The following is a 16,141-nucleotide window of genomic DNA, read 5'->3' as shown; positions in this document are numbered from 1 at the left end:
GAACGAGGAACAAGGTCGTCGAGGAGCTGGCGGGGCTCGCCGCCCACCTGGGCCTGATCCGCGACCGAACCTGGTTCGTCGGGGCGCTGATCGAGCGCGAGAACGTCATGCCGAGCGCGATGGGCAACGGCATCGCCTTCCTCCACACGCTTCGCCGCAACCCGGAGCAGGTCGTCCGGCCGTTCATGGTCCTCGGCCGGTCGACGGCGGGAGTCGACTTCGACGCTCTCGACGGCGGTCTCACGCACCTCTTCTTCGTTCTGGGACTGAAGTTCGACGAGCTGTACCTTCCCTGGCTCCACAAGCTGTCGCAGATGTTCGCGCAGCAGGACGCGGTCAAGGCGATCCTGGACGCCCCCGACGGGCAGGCGATCTTCGACGCGGTCGCGCGCGCGGAACGGCGCATCGAGCCGGAGATCCGGACGGCCACGGCGGTGCGCCATGGATGAGACCGCCCGCGCGCTGTCGGATCTCTCCGCGATCGACGACCAGATCGCGGGGACGAACGGGGGCGGCCCGGCCTCCGTCCTCGTCCGGCGCCGGGGCGCGCTGCGCAAGACGATCGCGCCGGTCCATCTCGCCGCCTACGATGCGCTCGGACGGTTCCACCGCCGGCCGGTGATCGTCGCGGTGCGCCGATCGCACTGCGGCGGATGCCACCTCCGCGTGCCGCCGCAGCTCGAGTCGTCGCTCCGGCGCTTCCGCGGCCTCGCTCCCTGCCCGCACTGCCACCGGCTGCTCTACGTGTCCGGCGCGGCGCAACAGAGCGCCGTTCCGGCGGGCGACCGGCCCGCGTCTGCCGCCGCCGCGGCGCCCCGGAGCGAACGCCCCGCGCCGCGACCCCGCGCGCCCGGCCGCCCCGCCTCCGTCCCGAAGGCCGCCGGCGTCGAGAAGCCTCGCCACGAAAAGCAACGCCGCCGGCCGGCGTCCGCGGGCGGCGATTTCGAAGACGCCGCGGAGCCCGTGCACGCTCTCCCGGCCCGCTGACCCGGATGGCGACGTCTCTCCGGCATCCCGCGACGAAAGTGCGCCCGTGGAGCTGAACGTCGGCGACGTCGCCCGCCTGCTCGCCGTCGCCGAGCGGACGGTTCGCCGCTGGGTTCGCGATGGCTCGCTGCCGTCGCACCGGGTTCACGACCAGCACCGGTTCCATCCGGTCGAGATCCAGGAATGGGCCCTCGCCCATGGCCATCCGCTGCCGCCCGGTCTGCTCCCGCCCGCGCCTCCGGAAGATCCCGACACCCTCGGAGGAGCTCTCGAACGCGGCGGGATCTTCCACGGGTTGGCCGGCGGGTCTCGGGAGGAAGTCCTGGAAGCCGCCGCGAACCTCCCCGGGATTCCCCCGACGGTCGACCGGCGCCTCCTCTACGAGCTCCTCGTCGCGCGCGAGGGCCTCGCGCCCACGGCGGTCGGCGACGGGATCGCGATACCCCACCCGCGGGACCCCGTGATCGTCCCCACGCAGGAGCCCCTCGTCCTGCTCGCGCTCCTGCGGCACCCCGTCGACTTTCGGGCCCTCGACGGCCGCCCCGTCCAGGCGCTCTTCCTGCTCCTCTCCCCCTCGGTGCGCCAGCATCTCCGGATGTTCGCGCGGCTCGCCTTCGCGCTGCACGACGAGGCCTTGAAGGGGCTCCTCCTCGGCGCCGCTTCCCGCGAGTCGATCCTCGATCGAATCCGCGCCGTCGAGAGCGGCGACGCCCGCGCGCGCCGGGGCGGGCCCGCCGACGCTCTCCCCGCGGCCTCCGGGCGCCGGTAGACCCCGCGATGCTCCTTCCGATCCTCCTCTGCCTGGCTCTTCTCTGCGCGAGCGCGGTCGCGGCGGTTCTGGCGGGACGCTCGGACCGGACGGCGCTGCTTGCCGGCGCGGGCGGCTGCGCGGTGTCCTGCGCGCTCGGGGCCGCCGCGGCGGCGGCGGCGCTCGTCGACGGTACGAAGAGCTCGCTCCGGGCGCGGTGGCCGCTCCCGGTCGGAGAGGTCCACGTCGCGCTCGATTCGCTCTCCTCGTTCTTCCTGCTGTGCGTCTTCGTCGTATCGGGCCTCGCGGCCGTCTACGGCGCGGGGTACCTCCGCGCCTCGATCGGAAGACGGCGGCTCGCGCCCGCGCTCTTCTTCTTCAACCTCCTCGTCGCGTCGATGGCCGTCGTGGCGATCGCGCGCGACGGCATCCTCTTCCTGGTCGCCTGGGAGGTCATGACGCTGGCGTCGTTCTTCCTCGTGACGTTCGAGAACGAGCGCGAGGAAGTCCGGCGCGCGGGCATGACCTATCTGATCGCCTCGCAGATCGGCGTCGTCTTCCTCTTCGTGCTGTTCGCGATGCTGGCGCGCTCCTCCGGCACCTACGACTTCGATCGCCTCGGGGCGGCGGGTCTCGCCGACACCGCGTTCGTGCTGGCGCTCGCGGGGTTCGGGACGAAGGCGGGCTTCTGGCCGGCGCACGTCTGGCTGCCCGACGCGCATCCGGCGGCGCCGAGCCCGGTCTCCGCGCTCATGTCCGGCGTGATGATCAAGATGGGCATCTACGGCCTCCTGCGGACGCTGACGTTTCTGGGTCCGCCGCCGGAGTGGTGGGGCGCGGCCCTGATCGTCGTCGGCGCCGTCTCGGGCGTCGCGGGCGTGCTCCATGCGCTCGCCCAGCACGATTTGAAGCGCCTCCTCGCCTACCACAGCGTCGAGAACATCGGCATCATCGCGCTCGGCGTCGGCGTCGGCCTGCTGGGGCAGAGCCGCGGCAACGCCGCCGTCGCGTTCCTCGGGTACGCGGGCGCTCTCCTCCACGTCGCCAATCACGGGCTCTTCAAGGGCCTGCTCTTCCAGGGCGCCGGGAGCGTCTTTCACGGCACGGGGACGCGCGACATCGAGTCGCTCGGCGGGCTCTATCGCCGGATGCCGGTGACCGCGACGACGTTCCTCGCCGGCTCGATCGCGATCTGCGGGCTGCCGCCCTTGAACGGCTTCGTCAGCGAGTGGCTGATCTATCTCGGCGCGTTCCGGGGAGGCGCCGCCCTCCCGGGGGGATGGGGCGCCTGGACGCTCGCGGCGATCCCGGTTCTCGCGCTGATCGGCGGCCTCGCGGCGGCCTGCTTCGTGAAGGCGTTCGGGGTCGTCTTCCTGGGCGAGCCCCGAACGGCGGCCGCGGCGAACGCGCACGAGTCGGGAGGCGCCATGCGCGCGCCGATGGTCGCCGGAGCGCTCCTGTGCCTGACGATCGGACTCTGGCCGGCGGCCGCCGTGCGCCTCGTCGCGCCCGCGGCGTCGCTTCTCGCGAACCTGCCGGGCGCGATTCCGGACGTCGGCCCTCTCGGCGCTCTCACGCGGGTCGGCGCCGTGCTGCTCGCGCTCGTCCTGCTCCTCGCGCTCCTTCGGCGCGCGCTCCTGCGCGGCCGCGACGTGTCGGTCGGCGCGACCTGGGGCTGCGGCTACGCGGCGCCCGGACCGCGGATGCAGTACACCGCCTCCTCCTTCGCACAGCCGATCCTCGCCCTGTTCGCCCCGGTGATCCATTCCCGCGTCGACGCGAAGGGCCCCGACGGGTACTTCCCCGCGCAAGCCCGCTACGAAGAGCACGTCGGGGACATGGCGGGCGAGCGTCTTCTCGTGCCCGCGACCCGACGCGTCGTCCGCGCGCTCTCCCGGGTCCACGCGATCCAGCAGGGCCGGCTCCAGCTCTACCTCGTCTACATCGCGGCGACGCTCGTCGTCCTTCTCGTCTGGCAGCTCGTCGGAAGCGGGCGCTGACGTGGCCGCCGCGCTCCTCCTCCACCTGGCTCTCCTGCTGCTCGCGCCGCCGCTGATGCTGGGCGTGATCGGGAAGACGAAGGCGGCGTTTGCGGGACGGCAGGGGCCGCCGCTCCTCCAGACCTACCGCGACATCGCGAAGCTCGCGCGAAAGGGGGCGGTCTACAGCCGCACGACGACCTGGATCTTCCGGGCCGGACCGCTCGTCGCGCTCGCCGCGGTCCTGTGCGCCGGTCTCGTCCTGCCGCTCGCGTCCGGCGCCTCCCCCCTCGGGTTCACCGGCGACGTCGTCGCGTTCGCCTACCTCTTCGGTCTCGCGCGGTTCTTCACGATGGCGGCGGCCCTCGACACCGGCTCGAGCTTCGAGGGGATGGGCGCGAGCCGCGAGGCCGCGTTCTCGGCGCTCGCCGAGCCGGCGCTCTTCCTCTCGATGACGATCCTCTGCGTCCCCGCCGGCTCCCCGACGTTTTCGGACGCGTTCCGCTCGCTGCCGTGGCCGGCATGGGGGTTCGCGCATCCGACTTATCTCGCCGCGGCACTGTCGCTTTTCGCGGTCCTCCTCGCCGAGAACTCCCGCATCCCCGTGGACGACCCCGCGACCCACCTCGAGCTCACGATGATCCACGAGGTCATGGTGCTCGATCACGGCGGTCCCGACCTCGCGTTCGTCCTCTACGGAAGCGCCGTGAAGCTTTTCGTGATCGGCGCGCTCCTGACCCACGTCCTCCTTCCGGTTCCCGCGGCCGGCGGATGGCGCGGGGCCGCCCTGCTCGGCGGAGGCGAAATCGCGCTCGCGGCGCTCGTGGGCGTCGTGGAATCCGTGATGGCGCGGCTGCGGCTCCCTCGCGTCCCGCAGTTCCTGGTCGGCGCCGCGGTGCTTTCCGCGATGGGACTCGCCGCCCTCGTGTATCGAGGCGCGCCGTGACCGGCGACCGGGGGGCGCCGTGACGGGGCTGGCCGACTTCCTTCTCCTGGTCGTCGCGGCGCTGGCGCTGTCGATCGTCGCGACGAGCCGGCTGACGAGCGCCGTTCGCCTCTCGGCGCTCCAGGGCGTGGCGCTCTCGCTGCTTCCCCTGGCGCTCTGGGGCCCGGTCCTCGACCGCCACGTCCTGCCGGTCGTCCTCATGAGCGGCGGCGCGCTCGCCGTCAAGGCCGTCGCGATTCCGCTGCTGCTTTCCCGCGCGATCCGCCAGGCGAACGTGCGCCGCGAGGCCGAGCCGTTCATCAGCCAGCACGTCTCCCTTCTGATCGCGGCGGCGCTCGTGGGGTTCTCGTTCTGGCTCGGAAGGGCGCTCGTCCTGCCGCGGCCGGCGCCGACGCCGCTCCTCGTCCCGATGGCGTTCGCGACCCTTCTCGTCGGCTTCGTCGTCCTCGTCAGCCGGCGCAAGGCGGTCACCCAGGTCGTCGGCTACCTGATGCTCGAGAACGGCATCTTCATCTTCGGCCAGACGCTCGTCGAGCAGGTTCCCTTCGCGGTCGAGCTCGGGATCCTCCTCGACCTGCTCGTCGGCGTCTTCGTGATGGGGATCGCGATCCACCACATCAGCCGCGAGTTCGAGCACATCGACACCGAGCGGCTCTCGGCCCTGCGGGACTGATCGATGACGGGACTGCTCCCCTTCCTCGTCGTCCTGCCGGCCGCGACGGCGTTGCTCGCGCTCGCCCTCCGCGGTCTTCGCGCGGGCCTCGCGATCCTCCTCGGAGTCGCGCTGCTGCACGCCGCGGGGACCGCCTTTCTCTGGCGAGGGGAAGCATCGAAGAGCTTCGGGACGCTCCTGCAGCTCGACGTCCTCGGGCTGATCTTCCTCTCGATCACGAGCGCCCTCTTCCTTCTCGTTTCGCTCTCGACGGTCCCGTACATCCTCCGGGGAACGCACGACCCGCAGGCCGCGCCGCATCGCTTCGCGCCGTGCCTCCTCGCGTTCCTCGCGGCGATGACCCTCGTCGCCATCACCCAGAACCTCGCCCTGATGTGGGCGGCGGTCGAGGGAACGACGCTCGCGAGCGCCCCGCTCGTGTACTTCTACCGCCGGCGGGGGGCCCTGGAGGCCGCGTGGAAATACCTGCTCCTCTGCTCGGTCGGGATCGCCCTCGCGCTGCTCGGGACGTTCTGCCTCGGTGTGGCGGCCTCGGGCGGCCCCGCGGCGACGGCGGGTCTGACGCTCGAAGCGTTCCGGGGCGCGGCGCCGGCCATGGCGCGGCCGTGGTTGAAGGCGGCGTTCGTCCTCGCGCTCGTCGGCTACGGGACCAAGATGGGCCTCGTCCCTCTCCATACCTGGCTTCCCGACACGCACAGCCAGGCGCCCTCCCCGGTCTCGGCCCTCCTCTCCGGCGCGCTCCTGAACTGCGCCTTCCTCGCGATCCTCCGGTTCTTCCAGGTGTGCGTCGCCTCCGGAGACTTCGCGTTCGCGCGGACGCTCCTCGTCGTGATGGGCTTCGTCTCGATCGGCGTCGCGTGCGCGTTCATGGTCGGCCAGAGCGACTACAAGCGGCTCTTCGCGTATTCGAGCATCGAGAACATGGGAGTCGTCGCCGTCGGCGTCGGCATCGGGGGCACCGCGGCCTACGGCGCGGTCTTCCACTCGGTGAACCATTCGCTCTGCAAGGCCGGGCTTTTCCTGCTCGCCGGCAACGTCCTGCGCGTGTTCGGAACGACGTCGGCCCGGAAGGTGCGCGGAGTGATCGCCCGGATTCCCTTGACCGGGATCCTGTTGGCGGCGCTCTTCCTCGCGATCGGCGGGCTTCCCCCCTTCGCGCCCTTCTGGAGCGAGTTCCTGATCTTCCAGGCCGCGTTCCGCGGGCCTCATCCGTGGATGGGCGTTCTCTTCCTCGCGCTGCTCGCGATCGCCTTTCTCGGCATGGCCGGGACTCTGCTGCCGATGCTGCAGGGGGCGCCGGGAGAACACGCGCCGCGCGCCCGGGAGCCGCTCCTGACGGTGCTGCCGCCGTTCCTCCTCGCCGCGGCCGCGCTCGCGATCGGTCTCTACCCGCCGCCCGCCCTCACGGACGCGCTGCGCCGCGCCGCCGTCCTCGTGGGAGGATGAGGATGGCGGACGGGGAGAAGGATCGCGATTCCCGAAAAGCATCGGCGCTCTCGGTCCGTCCGCACTGGACCCGCAACGGTGCCGCCGTCCCCCGGTCGGACGTGCCCGACGTTCCGGTCGACTCCTTTCGAGCGGTCTGCGTCGACGTCGTCTCCCGCGGGGGCCGACTCGTCGCGCTCTGCGACCTGTCCGCCCCCGAAGAGCCGGAGCGGGAAATCCTCGCGGCTCTCGCCGACGACGATCGCGCAGCCGTGGGGCTCGTCCGCACGCGCATCGCGGCCGGAGGACGCTATCCGGCGCTCTCGACGGACCTCCCCCAGGCGCAGGCGTTCGAGCGCGAGCTCTTCGAGGAGCACGGCATCCGGCCCGACGGCCATCCGTGGTTGAAGCCCCTGCGCCGCCACGCGGATCTCGAGGCCCGCGCCGGCGCCGCGCCCGCGCCGCACCCGTTCTTCCGCGTCGAGGGAGCGGGGATCCACGAGGTCGCCGTGGGTCCCGTGCACGCGGGAATCATCGAGCCGGGTCATTTCCGCTTCCAGTGCCACGGCGAGTCGGTCCTTCACCTCGAGATCCAGCTCGGCTACCAGCATCGGGGCGCGGAGGCGCTCCTCGTGCGGTCCTCGCCCGCGCGGCGCCTGGCGGTCGCGGAGTCGATCGCCGGAGACACGGCCGTCGGGCACGCGCTCGCGTACGCGGCGGCGGCCGAATCGCTTTCGGGCGTCGAAGTCCCGCTCTACGCGCAGGCGATCCGGGGAATCGCGCTCGAGCTCGAACGGCTCGCCAACCACGTCGGCGACCTCGGGGCGCTGTGCAACGACGTCGGATATCAGCCCGGCGCCTCGTGGTTCGGGCGGCTTCGCGGCGAATTCCTGAATCTGCTGATGGAGCTCTCCGGCAGCCGGTTCGGGCGGAGCCTGGTCAGGGTCGGCGGCGTCCGATTCGGCCTCTCCGCCGGACAGCGCGAGGATTTTCTCGGCCGCCTCGCGGCGGCGGAGCGCGACCTCCATGACACCGCGCGCGCGACCTTCGACGCGTCCTCCGTCGGATCGCGCTTCGAGCACACCGGCGTCGTCTCGCGGGAAACGGCCGAAGAGCTCGGTCTCGTCGGCCCGGTCGCGCGCGCGAGCGGGTGCGATCGCGACGTCCGCCGCGATCACCCTTCCGGGATCTTCCGTTTCGCTCACGTTCCCGTGGCGCGCGTCGAATCCGGGGACGTGATGGCGCGCGCCCTCGTGCGCTGGCTCGAGATCCAGCGCTCGATCACGTTCGTGAGAGAGCAGCTCGAGGAGCTGCCGCCCGAGTCGCTGTCCGTCGATCCGGGCGAGCCGGCGTCGGACACCGTCGCCGTCTCGATGGTCGAAGGGTGGCGCGGCGAGATCGCGCACGTCGCGGCGACCGCCGGGAGGGGACGCCTCGCGGCCTGGAAGGTGGTCGACCCCTCCTTCCACAACTGGTTCGCCCTGACGGTCGCGCTGCGCGGCGGCCAGATCTCGGACTTTCCGCTCTGCAACAAGAGCTTCAATCTCTCCTACGCGGGGCACGATCTGTGAGGAGGCGCGATTGCTCGACGGGCTGAAGGCACGCCTGCGCCAGGGATGCCGGACGATCGCGATTCCGAGCGGCCCCGGAAGCCTCCCCGCGCGCTTCCGCGGACGGCCGGTCCTCGACGCGTCCCGATGCCGGGACGGGTGCCGCGCCTGCGCGGAGGCCTGTCCCACCGGAGCGATCGCGGTCGACCCGCTCCGCGTCGACCTCGGCGCCTGCCTCTTCTGCACGGTCTGCGAGGAGTCGTGCCCCGAAGGCGCGATCGCCTACGGGCCCGACCACCGCCTCGCGGCGCGCTCCCGCGAGGACCTCGTCGTCGCTTCGGGAGAAGAAGCGAGGCTCGCGGCGGCCCTCGGCGCGCGCATGCGAAAGCTCTTCGGGCGTTCGCTGAAGCTCCGTCAGGTGTCGGCGGGCGGCTGCAGCGGGTGCGAAGCGGAGCTCGCCGCGACCGGCAACCTCGTCTTCGATCTCGGGCGTTTCGGGATCCAGTTCGCCGCCTCGCCGCGCCACGCCGACGGCATCGTCGTCACGGGTCCGGTGACGACGAACATGGAGCTCGCGCTCCGAAAGACCTGGTCGGCCGTGCCCGACCCGAAGATCGTGATCGCCGTGGGCGCCTGCGCGATCAGCGGAGGACCCTTCGCCGGGGCCGCCGCCTCGCACGGCGGCGTTCCCCCGGACATCCCGGTCGACCTCTACGTTCCCGGATGCCCTCCGCACCCGCTGACGATCATCGACGGGCTTCTCCGGCTGCTCGGGCGGCTCGAGGACGAGAGCGCCCGGAAGCGGCCGGCGTAGGACGCGGGCGCAGGCATCACCGCCGGAAGAGAAGGCGCGCGGCGGGAAGCGTCGTCAGCGCCCCGAACGCGACGAGCGCCGCGCCGATTCGCTGCCGGGCTTTCTTCGGCAGCTTTCCGGAAAGAAGGAGGCCGGCTCCCGCGGCGAGGGCCGCCCGCGTGCCGACGAGAAATCCGATCTGCGGGGCGGTGAGGCGGTGTTTCTTCATGGGTTCCTCCGGACGAGCCTGCAAGCAAGATCCCTACCGGCACGCTCGGGCGCGCACCGGCCCCGTCGCGGTCGTGGAGCTCGACCGCGCCGTCGTCCTCGGCATGGCTAAGGCGCGGCGGGCCCGGACCGCAGGACGGCAGCGATCGTCCGGAGAGGCTCGTTCAGGACGAGTCGTCTCAGCTCGGACGGAGAGAAGCCGAACTCGCCGCGGAAGGTGGCCGTCAGATGGCTGTGCGACGAGAAGCCGAGGTCGATCCCGATCTGCATCAGGTCCGATCGCGGCTCCAGTATCCGCGGGAGCGCCGCGAAGAGCCGCGCGCGGAGGCGGTACCGCCGGAGCGGGAGCCCCGTCGTCCGCCGGAACATTCGCGCGACGTGGAACGGCGAATATCCCGCCCTTTCCGCGAGCTCGCCCAGTCCCAGTTTCGCGTGGAGATCGCGGCCGAGCCGCGCGCGCACTCCTTCGATCGCGATTCTCAGCGGGCGCGTGAAGGAGCAGGCCGGCGCCAGGCGCGCGGAGCGGAGCGCTTCGTCGACGAGGCCGCGCAAGAGCGCGTGCACGGCATCCGGCTCGCCGGACCCCGCGGCCCGGCGGAAGAGAACCTCCTGGAGAACGTGAGCGTGCGGCGACCGCAGCCCATGGAGACGCGGAGGAGCGTCGCGGGAATCCGCGAGGGAACCGGGAGGGAGCGTCGCGACGAGACCGCGATCTCCGGTTCCGAAAGGATGGCTCGTCCGGTACGGAACGCCCGCCGAGTGGAAAAGGACGACGTTGCGGTCGGCGACGACGGTCTCCCCGTCCGCGTCGATCGCGAAGGGAACGTCGCGGGGAAAGGCGAGACTGTCGCCGCCCTGGATCCTGGCGTCCGACCACTCGCGGCTGCGAACGGGACATCGCCACGCGCCCAGCCGAACCGAGGGACCGTCGAAAAGCACCTCCAGCACTCGAGGCGCGGCGGCGGGGTCCGGAGAAAGCCCGTTTTCCGCGGGCACCGAAAGTCGGCCGTCGGCGAAGTCAGCCGGCAGCGCCATGGCCATTCGCTCCTCGTCGGTAACGCCTGCCTCTTGGCGATTGTTGCGCAGCGGACAACGGGCTCACCTCCGGCATCTCCGATCACAAGAACGATGCCAGTACTACGCCGCCGCCCTTCAGAAGGTTACGCGGGAACGTCGAAGCCGGGTGTTCGTTGGTGGAACCGTGCGGTCCCGAATCCGGACAATGGGATTCGCCCGGGATCTCCGCTGCGGAAATCGCGCTCGGAGGGAAGCTACTTCTCCGGTTCGATGGCCGCCGAGAACGTAGTTGATCACCTGAGCCCTTCTGGGCGAACGCGTCAGCCGCGCGCCGAAGGCCGCCGCAGCACGAAATAGAGAGGCGCGCCGAGCGCGATGAATCCGAGACCCATGAGCGATTCGCGGGGGCGCTGGGCGATCGTGTTCGCCATGAGGCCCAGGGCGGCGACGACGAACACCGCCGGCACGACGGGGTACCCGGGAACGCGGAACGGCCGGACGAGCTCCGGCTCCTTCCGGCGCAGGATCGGAACGGCCGCCGTCGCGAGCGCGTACATCAGCCATCCGCCGAAGATCACGTAGGTGAAGAGCTGCGAAAAGCCGCCGATGAAGAGGATCAGGAGGCTCGACCAGACGCCCTGGAGGGCGATCGCGGCCGCCGGCGTCCGGAAGTGCGCATGGACCTCCCCGAGCCCGCGCGGCAGCAGGCCGTCGCGCGCCATCTGGAAGTACGCCCTCGGGCCCGCGAGGATCGACCCGTTCATCGCGCCAAGGATCGAGCAGACGATCGCCGCCGTCAGGGCCCGGCCGCCCCACGGTCCGAGGACCTTGCCGATCGCGGAGAGCGCGACGCGCGGGGACGCCGCGATCTCGGCGACGCTCATCACCCGGAAATAGGCGAGGTTCGCCGCCACGTAGAGCGCGATGATCGCGAGCTCCCCGATCACGACCCCGGACGGAAAATTCCGCTGCGGGTCGCGCACCTCGCCCGCGACGAACGTCGCGTCGTGCCACCCCTCGTACGCCCAGAAGACCGCGACGAACGCCAGGCCGATCGCGGACAAGCCGCCCGATCCGCCGGGCGCCGGCGGCGCCGCCGACGCCGTCGGAGCCGGCCCCGCGAACGCGAAGATCGCGATCGTCATCCCCGCGAGCCCGGCGACCTTCAGCGCCGTCAGGACGTTCTGGACCGCCGCCCCGGTCCGGACCCCGAGGACGTTGGCCCCCGTCAGCAGCAGGACCGCCGCGATCGAGATCGCGCGCCCGGCGCCGGCCCCCATCGGGAAGAGACCGGAGAGATAGATCGAGAACGCGACGGCGAGCGTCGCGATCGCGCCCGAGGTGATCACCGTGAAGATCGCCCAGCCGCAGAGGAATCCGGGGAGCCGCCCGTAAGCGCGTGAGATGTACGTGTAGATGCCGCCCGGCGCCGGAATCGCCGCGCCGAGCTCGGCGATCGAAAGCACCCCGAGCATCGTGAGGATCCCCCCGGCGACCCAGATGCCGATCGTGAACGTCTCCGAATGGATCTCGCGCGCGATCTCGGAGGGGACGAGGAAGATCCCCGAACCGATGACGGTCCCGACGAGGAAGAACGCCATGTCCCAGCGGCCGAGGACCCGCAGCAGGCCGCGGGAGCGATCCCCGTCCGGATGCCGACCGTTCATCGCGCGAGCCGCCTCGCCGCCGCCGTGCCGTCCCAATTCATCGAGATGCTCGGCGCGAGATTACAACGGCGAAACCCTCGTGAGCGAGCCCGGCCGCCGCGGGCGGCCTCGCCCCGAATCGGCGCCCGCCTCGCATCCCCGTTTCAGCGCTTCTCGACGCTGCCGACCGCTCTCAGCAACGGAACCGCCTTCGGCTCCGACGAGCAGGCCTTCCCGCCGGCGAAGCTCGCGCATCGCCACCGCTCCGACAGGGGAAGGGCCTCGAGGTCGCCGCGCACGACGACGAGGGTGCCCCGATCCGGCTCTCCCCTCTCGCGAAGCGACGCCCGCTCCCGTCCGCAGTCGACGGCCGAAGGCCGGCCGTTGTGGAAGGACGACACCTCGGTCCGTGAGGCCGAGGCGGCGACGATCGCCTCCTCGACGAATCGGCGGTCGGCGCCGGTGGAGCAGTCCCAGCTCGGGACGAAGAGGACCCGCGCATGCGCGGCGATCAGCGGCTCCCAGCGGACGGGCTCGACGAGAGGCGGCGGAGCGTCTTCGAGGATGGACCGATTTCGCATCCGCTCGCCCGATGCGTCCACCCACTGGAGGAGCGCGGCGCCCACCAGCAAAGCGTCGAAGCGCCGGCCGCGCCTGGCGACCGCAACGACCCCGCCGACGAGCGCCAGGTACGCGACCGGCCAGAAGAAGCGCCCCGGCGCCCGGAGCTCCCCCAGGAACGCGGGCGGGGACGGCAGCAGGAGGATCAGACGTCTGCCGAGAAAGACTCGGTTGGACAGCGCGAACGCGGTGAGGACGGCCGCGGCGAGGAGGACGAAGCGGTGCCGGCGGGCGATCGCGCGGATCTCCTGGCGCCGGAGCCACAGCGCGGCGAGCGCGATCGCGAGAATTCCGGGCCCGAGGTAGTTGAGCCCCTCGTACTGCCCTCCCGTCGCGTCGATCGGATGCCCGGGACGGCCGAGGAGCGACTCCGCCGGCGGGTCGATCGGCGACAGGAGGTTCATCGAGTAGAGGCTGAACCCCTGGCCGGGAGCATGCGGCGTCAGCAGCCCGAGCCCGGCCATCTCGACCGCGGCGGCGGCGAACAGGGCGACGATCGCGGCGGCCGCGTTTCTTTTCCGCCACCCGCGCGCGCCGAGCGTGACGAGCGCCGCGACCGCGAGTGCGGCCGTCATCGCGAAGAAATACGCGTTGACCGCGAGCGCGATCCCGCAGAGAAGCAGCCACGCCGCCGCGAGCCGGCCCGCGGAAATCCGGGAAGAAGCCCCGACGAGCCCGACGGCGACCAGGATCACCGCCTGAAAGCAGAGCGCGGCGTGGATCATCTGCGCGAGCCAGGACACGAGGCTGACCGCGAGGATCGCCGCGGCGGCGGCCGGCGCGAACCGGCGGATCCCCCACATCCGAACGGCCCACGCCGCGGCCGCGCCCTGGAGAGCGAAGCAGGCCAGGAGCCACCATCCGATGAAGTCGAAATCCGGCGTGATCGCGCGGCGCGCGAGACGGAGCCCGAAGGCATAGATCGGGATCGCGTCGTTGAAAGCGATGACCGCTCCTCGCGGGCCGCCGAGCCGCGAGGCGCGGGTGAGCGGCCAGCGCCAGTCGTCCCAGATGAAATACCGCAGGTTCGCGACGACGTTGAGCTGGTCTTCGTGAGCGACGAAGCCGTACGCGCCCTTCTTCATCGAAACCGCGGGAGCCGCGACCATGAAGCTCAGCACGCCCGCGAAGGCGCCCGCCGCGAGCAGGAGGAGGAGCGGGGGTCGGCGGAGCACCGCCGGCGGGGAGCTCAACGGGAGGAACGCTCCCGTCCGCTCGCCGCTCGCGCGGAAGCGCCGCGATCGCGAAGCATCGTCGCGCAAGGATATCGAAGGGGCGACGGCCGCGGACAACGGCGTCGCCTTCCGCGCCGCGAAAGGCGTTGCGCCTCGGTCGTTTCCGGCCGCATCGTCCAGGCGCGGCGGATCTGCTTTTCGGTTAGGTCCGGACGGTACGCTGCCGGCGGGGCGGTCTCTCCCCGTAAATCGCCTTGAGCGTCCGGACGGCGTCGCCGAAGGAGACGGTCGAATGGGTCGTCTCCATCGCTTCTTCGGACCGGAGCACCACGTCGTCGATCGAAAGGATTCCCTGAAGCTTGCCGTCCTCGTCCACGACGGGCAGGCGCCGGATGTGATGATGGCGCATCGTCCTGAGGGCCGATTCGAGCTCCTCCCCCGGTCCGCACGTGATGACGGGTTTGCTCGCGAGATCCACGGCCGGGATCTCGCAGGCCGCGCAGTTCGTGGTGGCGATCGCCTTGCAGACGTCACGATCGGTCAGGATGCCCAGGACCCGGTGGGCCGCGTCGACGATCGGGACGACTCCGACCTCCTCCTCGGCCATGATCTTCGCGATATCGCTGATCGTCGCGTGCCGCGTCGCGAAAAAGGGAGAGGGGGTCATGATGGCCTGGACGTTCATGGATGCCTCCTTGGGGCGTACGTGCGGGCCCTTCGGGCCATCGCATGCGCCTATGGTCGTCCTTCTCATCCGAGCTCAAATGAGCCATTCGCATCATCCGGCCGACGGCCATCGGCTCGGACTCGCGGCCCGCGCCCTCAACTCAAGACAAATAAGGCCGTAGAAACGGCGGCGCGTCCTTTCGGAACCCTTCGCCGGAGCGTTCGAGCCCCCGGCGGGCGCGACGACGAGTGCCGGATGCGCGGAGCTACTTTCCGGCCGGGGTCCGGCACGTGTAGAAGCGCGCCTGGCCCGCGTATCGGCTGAAGGAAAGCTTCGCGCCCTGCTCGGTGCGGCAGGCGATCTCCTGGAGGGATTCGCCCCGGCGCCGGTCGCCGTCCTTGTCGACGATCGCGCAGTCGTGGAGGCCCTTCTCCCGGGCGACGGATTCCGAATCCGAGAGCAGGAGATAGACGGCGTTCGCCCCGAGCTTCGCGGCGGCGTTCCGGAGCTCGAACGGATGGAGGACGAGCGCATCCTCGGAATCCGGGTCCGGAATCGCGGCGGCCGCGCCGAGGATCTCCTTCTGGTCGGCGGTTTTCAGCGTGTACTTCACCGCCTTGCGCGCGCAGGTCTCGGCGTACGGATCGGGAACGAAGCGGCTCTCCGGGATCGAGAACGACGCCGTGAAGGCGACCTTCGCGCCTTCGGCCGAAAGGATGATCGGCTCGGACCCGGTGACCGAGCCGGCGCGAACGTGGAGGCGCCGGTCCGCCGCCTCTTCCCCGCCGAGCGGCAGCGCCATGACCGCCGCGGCGGCGAGCCCGAGAAACGCCCCCGCTCGAAGGCCGCCTCGCCGGCTTCCCGCCATCACCGTGAGCCCGGGGCGCCCGCGCCGAACATTCGGTCGAAGAACTCCGCCGTCGCCGTCTCCGCGGCGAGCCACGAGGCGAAGCGCAGGAAGCCGTGGATCTCGTCGGGGATGACGATCACCTCGTGCGGAACCTTCGCCTTGTCGAGCCGGCGCGCGAGGTCCACCGTCTGGTGAAAATCGACGTTGCGGTCGTCGTCGCCCTGGATGAGGAGCACGGGCGACTTCCAGGTGGCGATCATCGAATCCGGCGACGACTTCCACGCGACGTCCATCGCCTCTTTCAGGTCCCCCTTCTCGTACCGGAGCTGCCGGCGGCGGAGGTACGCGGCGATCTCGAAGTCGCCTCCCTCGGTCAGCCAGTCGTGGACCCCGTGCCAGTCGACCCCGGCCGCAAAGACGTCGGAGCTCCGGGCGAGCGCGATCGCGGTGAGGTATCCGCCATACGAGCCGCCCCAAACGCCGACCCGGCTCCGATCCACTTCCGGCAGCGAGGCGAGGTAGCGTCCGGCCGCGAGCACGTCCTGGTACTCCGACGCTCCCGCCGGTCCGGCGTGCTCGGGGTGCTGGAAGGCGCGCCCGTAGCCGACGCCCAGCCGGTAGTTGACCGTCATCGCGACGTAGCCGCGCGAGGCGAGGTACTGGTTCATCCCGTAGGCGTACGCGTAGTAGTCCATGTAGTGCCACCCGAGGAGCATCTGCCGCGGCGGGCCGCCGTGTACAAAAACCAGAGCCGGCTTGATCTTGCTGCCGCCTGGACGCTCGAACAACTGACCATGGACGACGAAGCCGTCCTGCGACTTGAACACGACTCGGCG

Annotated in this window: 16 protein-coding genes; 9 read left to right on the top strand and 7 right to left on the bottom strand. The window is 71.3% G+C overall.

The window, feature by feature from the left end; translation table 11 throughout:
• The 9 genes from VKH46_08000 to nuoB all read left to right on the top strand — a co-directional run.
• Positions 1-449 (top strand): PTS sugar transporter subunit IIA (locus VKH46_08000; protein ID HKB70772.1); only part of this gene is annotated, 449 nt, incomplete at its 5' end.
• The gene (locus VKH46_07995; protein ID HKB70771.1) at positions 442-987 is read left to right on the top strand and encodes a C4-type zinc ribbon domain-containing protein; all 546 of its coding nucleotides are present in this window, start codon (positions 442-444) and stop codon (positions 985-987) included. The genes VKH46_08000 and VKH46_07995, both read left to right, overlap by 8 nt.
• Before the next feature lie 46 nt (positions 988-1,033).
• Entirely contained in the window at positions 1,034-1,756 is a 723-nt protein-coding gene (locus tag VKH46_07990) for a PTS sugar transporter subunit IIA (protein HKB70770.1), read from the top strand.
• An 8-nt stretch (positions 1,757-1,764) separates the two neighbouring features.
• Complete coding sequence (locus tag VKH46_07985) at positions 1,765-3,735, top strand: proton-conducting transporter membrane subunit (protein ID HKB70769.1); 1,971 nt, start codon at positions 1,765-1,767, stop codon at positions 3,733-3,735.
• Between the two features lies 1 nt (position 3,736).
• Entirely contained in the window at positions 3,737-4,660 is a 924-nt protein-coding gene (locus tag VKH46_07980; GenBank protein HKB70768.1) for an NADH-quinone oxidoreductase subunit H, read from the top strand.
• Between the two features lie 19 nt (positions 4,661-4,679).
• Positions 4,680-5,333: a hydrogenase gene (locus tag VKH46_07975; GenBank protein HKB70767.1), complete on the top strand. Its 654-nt coding sequence runs from the start codon at positions 4,680-4,682 to the stop codon at positions 5,331-5,333.
• 3 nt (positions 5,334-5,336) lie between these two features.
• Entirely contained in the window at positions 5,337-6,779 is a 1,443-nt protein-coding gene (locus VKH46_07970) for a proton-conducting transporter membrane subunit (GenBank protein ID HKB70766.1), read from the top strand.
• A 2-nt stretch (positions 6,780-6,781) separates the two neighbouring features.
• Positions 6,782-8,329 (top strand): NADH-quinone oxidoreductase subunit C, encoded by a 1,548-nt coding sequence (locus VKH46_07965; GenBank protein HKB70765.1) that lies wholly within the window; start codon positions 6,782-6,784, stop codon positions 8,327-8,329.
• 10 nt (positions 8,330-8,339) lie between these two features.
• Positions 8,340-9,122 (top strand): NADH-quinone oxidoreductase subunit NuoB, encoded by a 783-nt coding sequence (gene nuoB, locus VKH46_07960; protein HKB70764.1) that lies wholly within the window; start codon positions 8,340-8,342, stop codon positions 9,120-9,122.
• A gap of 16 nt (positions 9,123-9,138) precedes the next feature.
• On the opposite strand, the gene VKH46_07955 is transcribed toward nuoB, so the two are convergent.
• The 7 genes from VKH46_07955 to VKH46_07925 form a co-directional block, all read right to left on the bottom strand.
• A complete protein-coding gene (locus VKH46_07955; protein ID HKB70763.1) occupies positions 9,139-9,330 on the bottom strand; it encodes a hypothetical protein in 192 nt (63 codons plus the stop codon).
• A gap of 107 nt (positions 9,331-9,437) precedes the next feature.
• Positions 9,438-10,364, bottom strand: coding sequence for an AraC family transcriptional regulator (locus VKH46_07950; protein HKB70762.1), 927 nt, complete (start codon positions 10,362-10,364; stop codon positions 9,438-9,440).
• A 302-nt stretch (positions 10,365-10,666) separates the two neighbouring features.
• Positions 10,667-12,013, bottom strand: a complete 1,347-nt coding sequence (locus VKH46_07945) for an amino acid permease (protein ID HKB70761.1) — start codon at positions 12,011-12,013, stop codon at positions 10,667-10,669.
• Between the two features lie 143 nt (positions 12,014-12,156).
• Entirely contained in the window at positions 12,157-13,806 is a 1,650-nt protein-coding gene (locus VKH46_07940; GenBank protein HKB70760.1) for a DUF6311 domain-containing protein, read from the bottom strand.
• A 184-nt stretch (positions 13,807-13,990) separates the two neighbouring features.
• Positions 13,991-14,473 (bottom strand): CBS domain-containing protein, encoded by a 483-nt coding sequence (locus tag VKH46_07935; protein HKB70759.1) that lies wholly within the window; start codon positions 14,471-14,473, stop codon positions 13,991-13,993.
• 247 nt (positions 14,474-14,720) lie between these two features.
• Positions 14,721-15,323, bottom strand: coding sequence for a hypothetical protein (locus tag VKH46_07930; protein HKB70758.1), 603 nt, complete (start codon positions 15,321-15,323; stop codon positions 14,721-14,723).
• On the bottom strand, positions 15,323-16,141 hold an 819-nt coding region (locus VKH46_07925), incomplete at its 5' end, for a prolyl oligopeptidase family serine peptidase (GenBank protein ID HKB70757.1). The genes VKH46_07925 and VKH46_07930, both read right to left, overlap by 1 nt.

Source organism: Thermoanaerobaculia bacterium (assembly GCA_035260525.1).
GTDB lineage: Bacteria > Acidobacteriota > Thermoanaerobaculia > UBA5066 > DATFVB01 > DATFVB01.
This window is presented reverse-complemented; position numbering and strand designations above follow the sequence as displayed.

Coding starts and splice junctions, on each gene's coding strand:
- VKH46_07930 (HKB70758.1), bottom strand. CDS start 15,323: ATGGCGGGAAGCCGGCGAGGCGGCCTTCGAGCGGGGGCGTTTCTCGGG.
- VKH46_07995 (HKB70771.1), top strand. CDS start 442: ATGGATGAGACCGCCCGCGCGCTGTCGGATCTCTCCGCGATCGACGAC.
- VKH46_07935 (HKB70759.1), bottom strand. CDS start 14,473: ATGAACGTCCAGGCCATCATGACCCCCTCTCCCTTTTTCGCGACGCGG.
- VKH46_07950 (HKB70762.1), bottom strand. CDS start 10,364: ATGGCGCTGCCGGCTGACTTCGCCGACGGCCGACTTTCGGTGCCCGCG.
- VKH46_07965 (HKB70765.1), top strand. CDS start 6,782: ATGGCGGACGGGGAGAAGGATCGCGATTCCCGAAAAGCATCGGCGCTC.
- VKH46_07955 (HKB70763.1), bottom strand. CDS start 9,330: ATGAAGAAACACCGCCTCACCGCCCCGCAGATCGGATTTCTCGTCGGC.
- VKH46_07945 (HKB70761.1), bottom strand. CDS start 12,013: ATGAACGGTCGGCATCCGGACGGGGATCGCTCCCGCGGCCTGCTGCGG.
- VKH46_07970 (HKB70766.1), top strand. CDS start 5,337: ATGACGGGACTGCTCCCCTTCCTCGTCGTCCTGCCGGCCGCGACGGCG.
- VKH46_07985 (HKB70769.1), top strand. CDS start 1,765: ATGCTCCTTCCGATCCTCCTCTGCCTGGCTCTTCTCTGCGCGAGCGCG.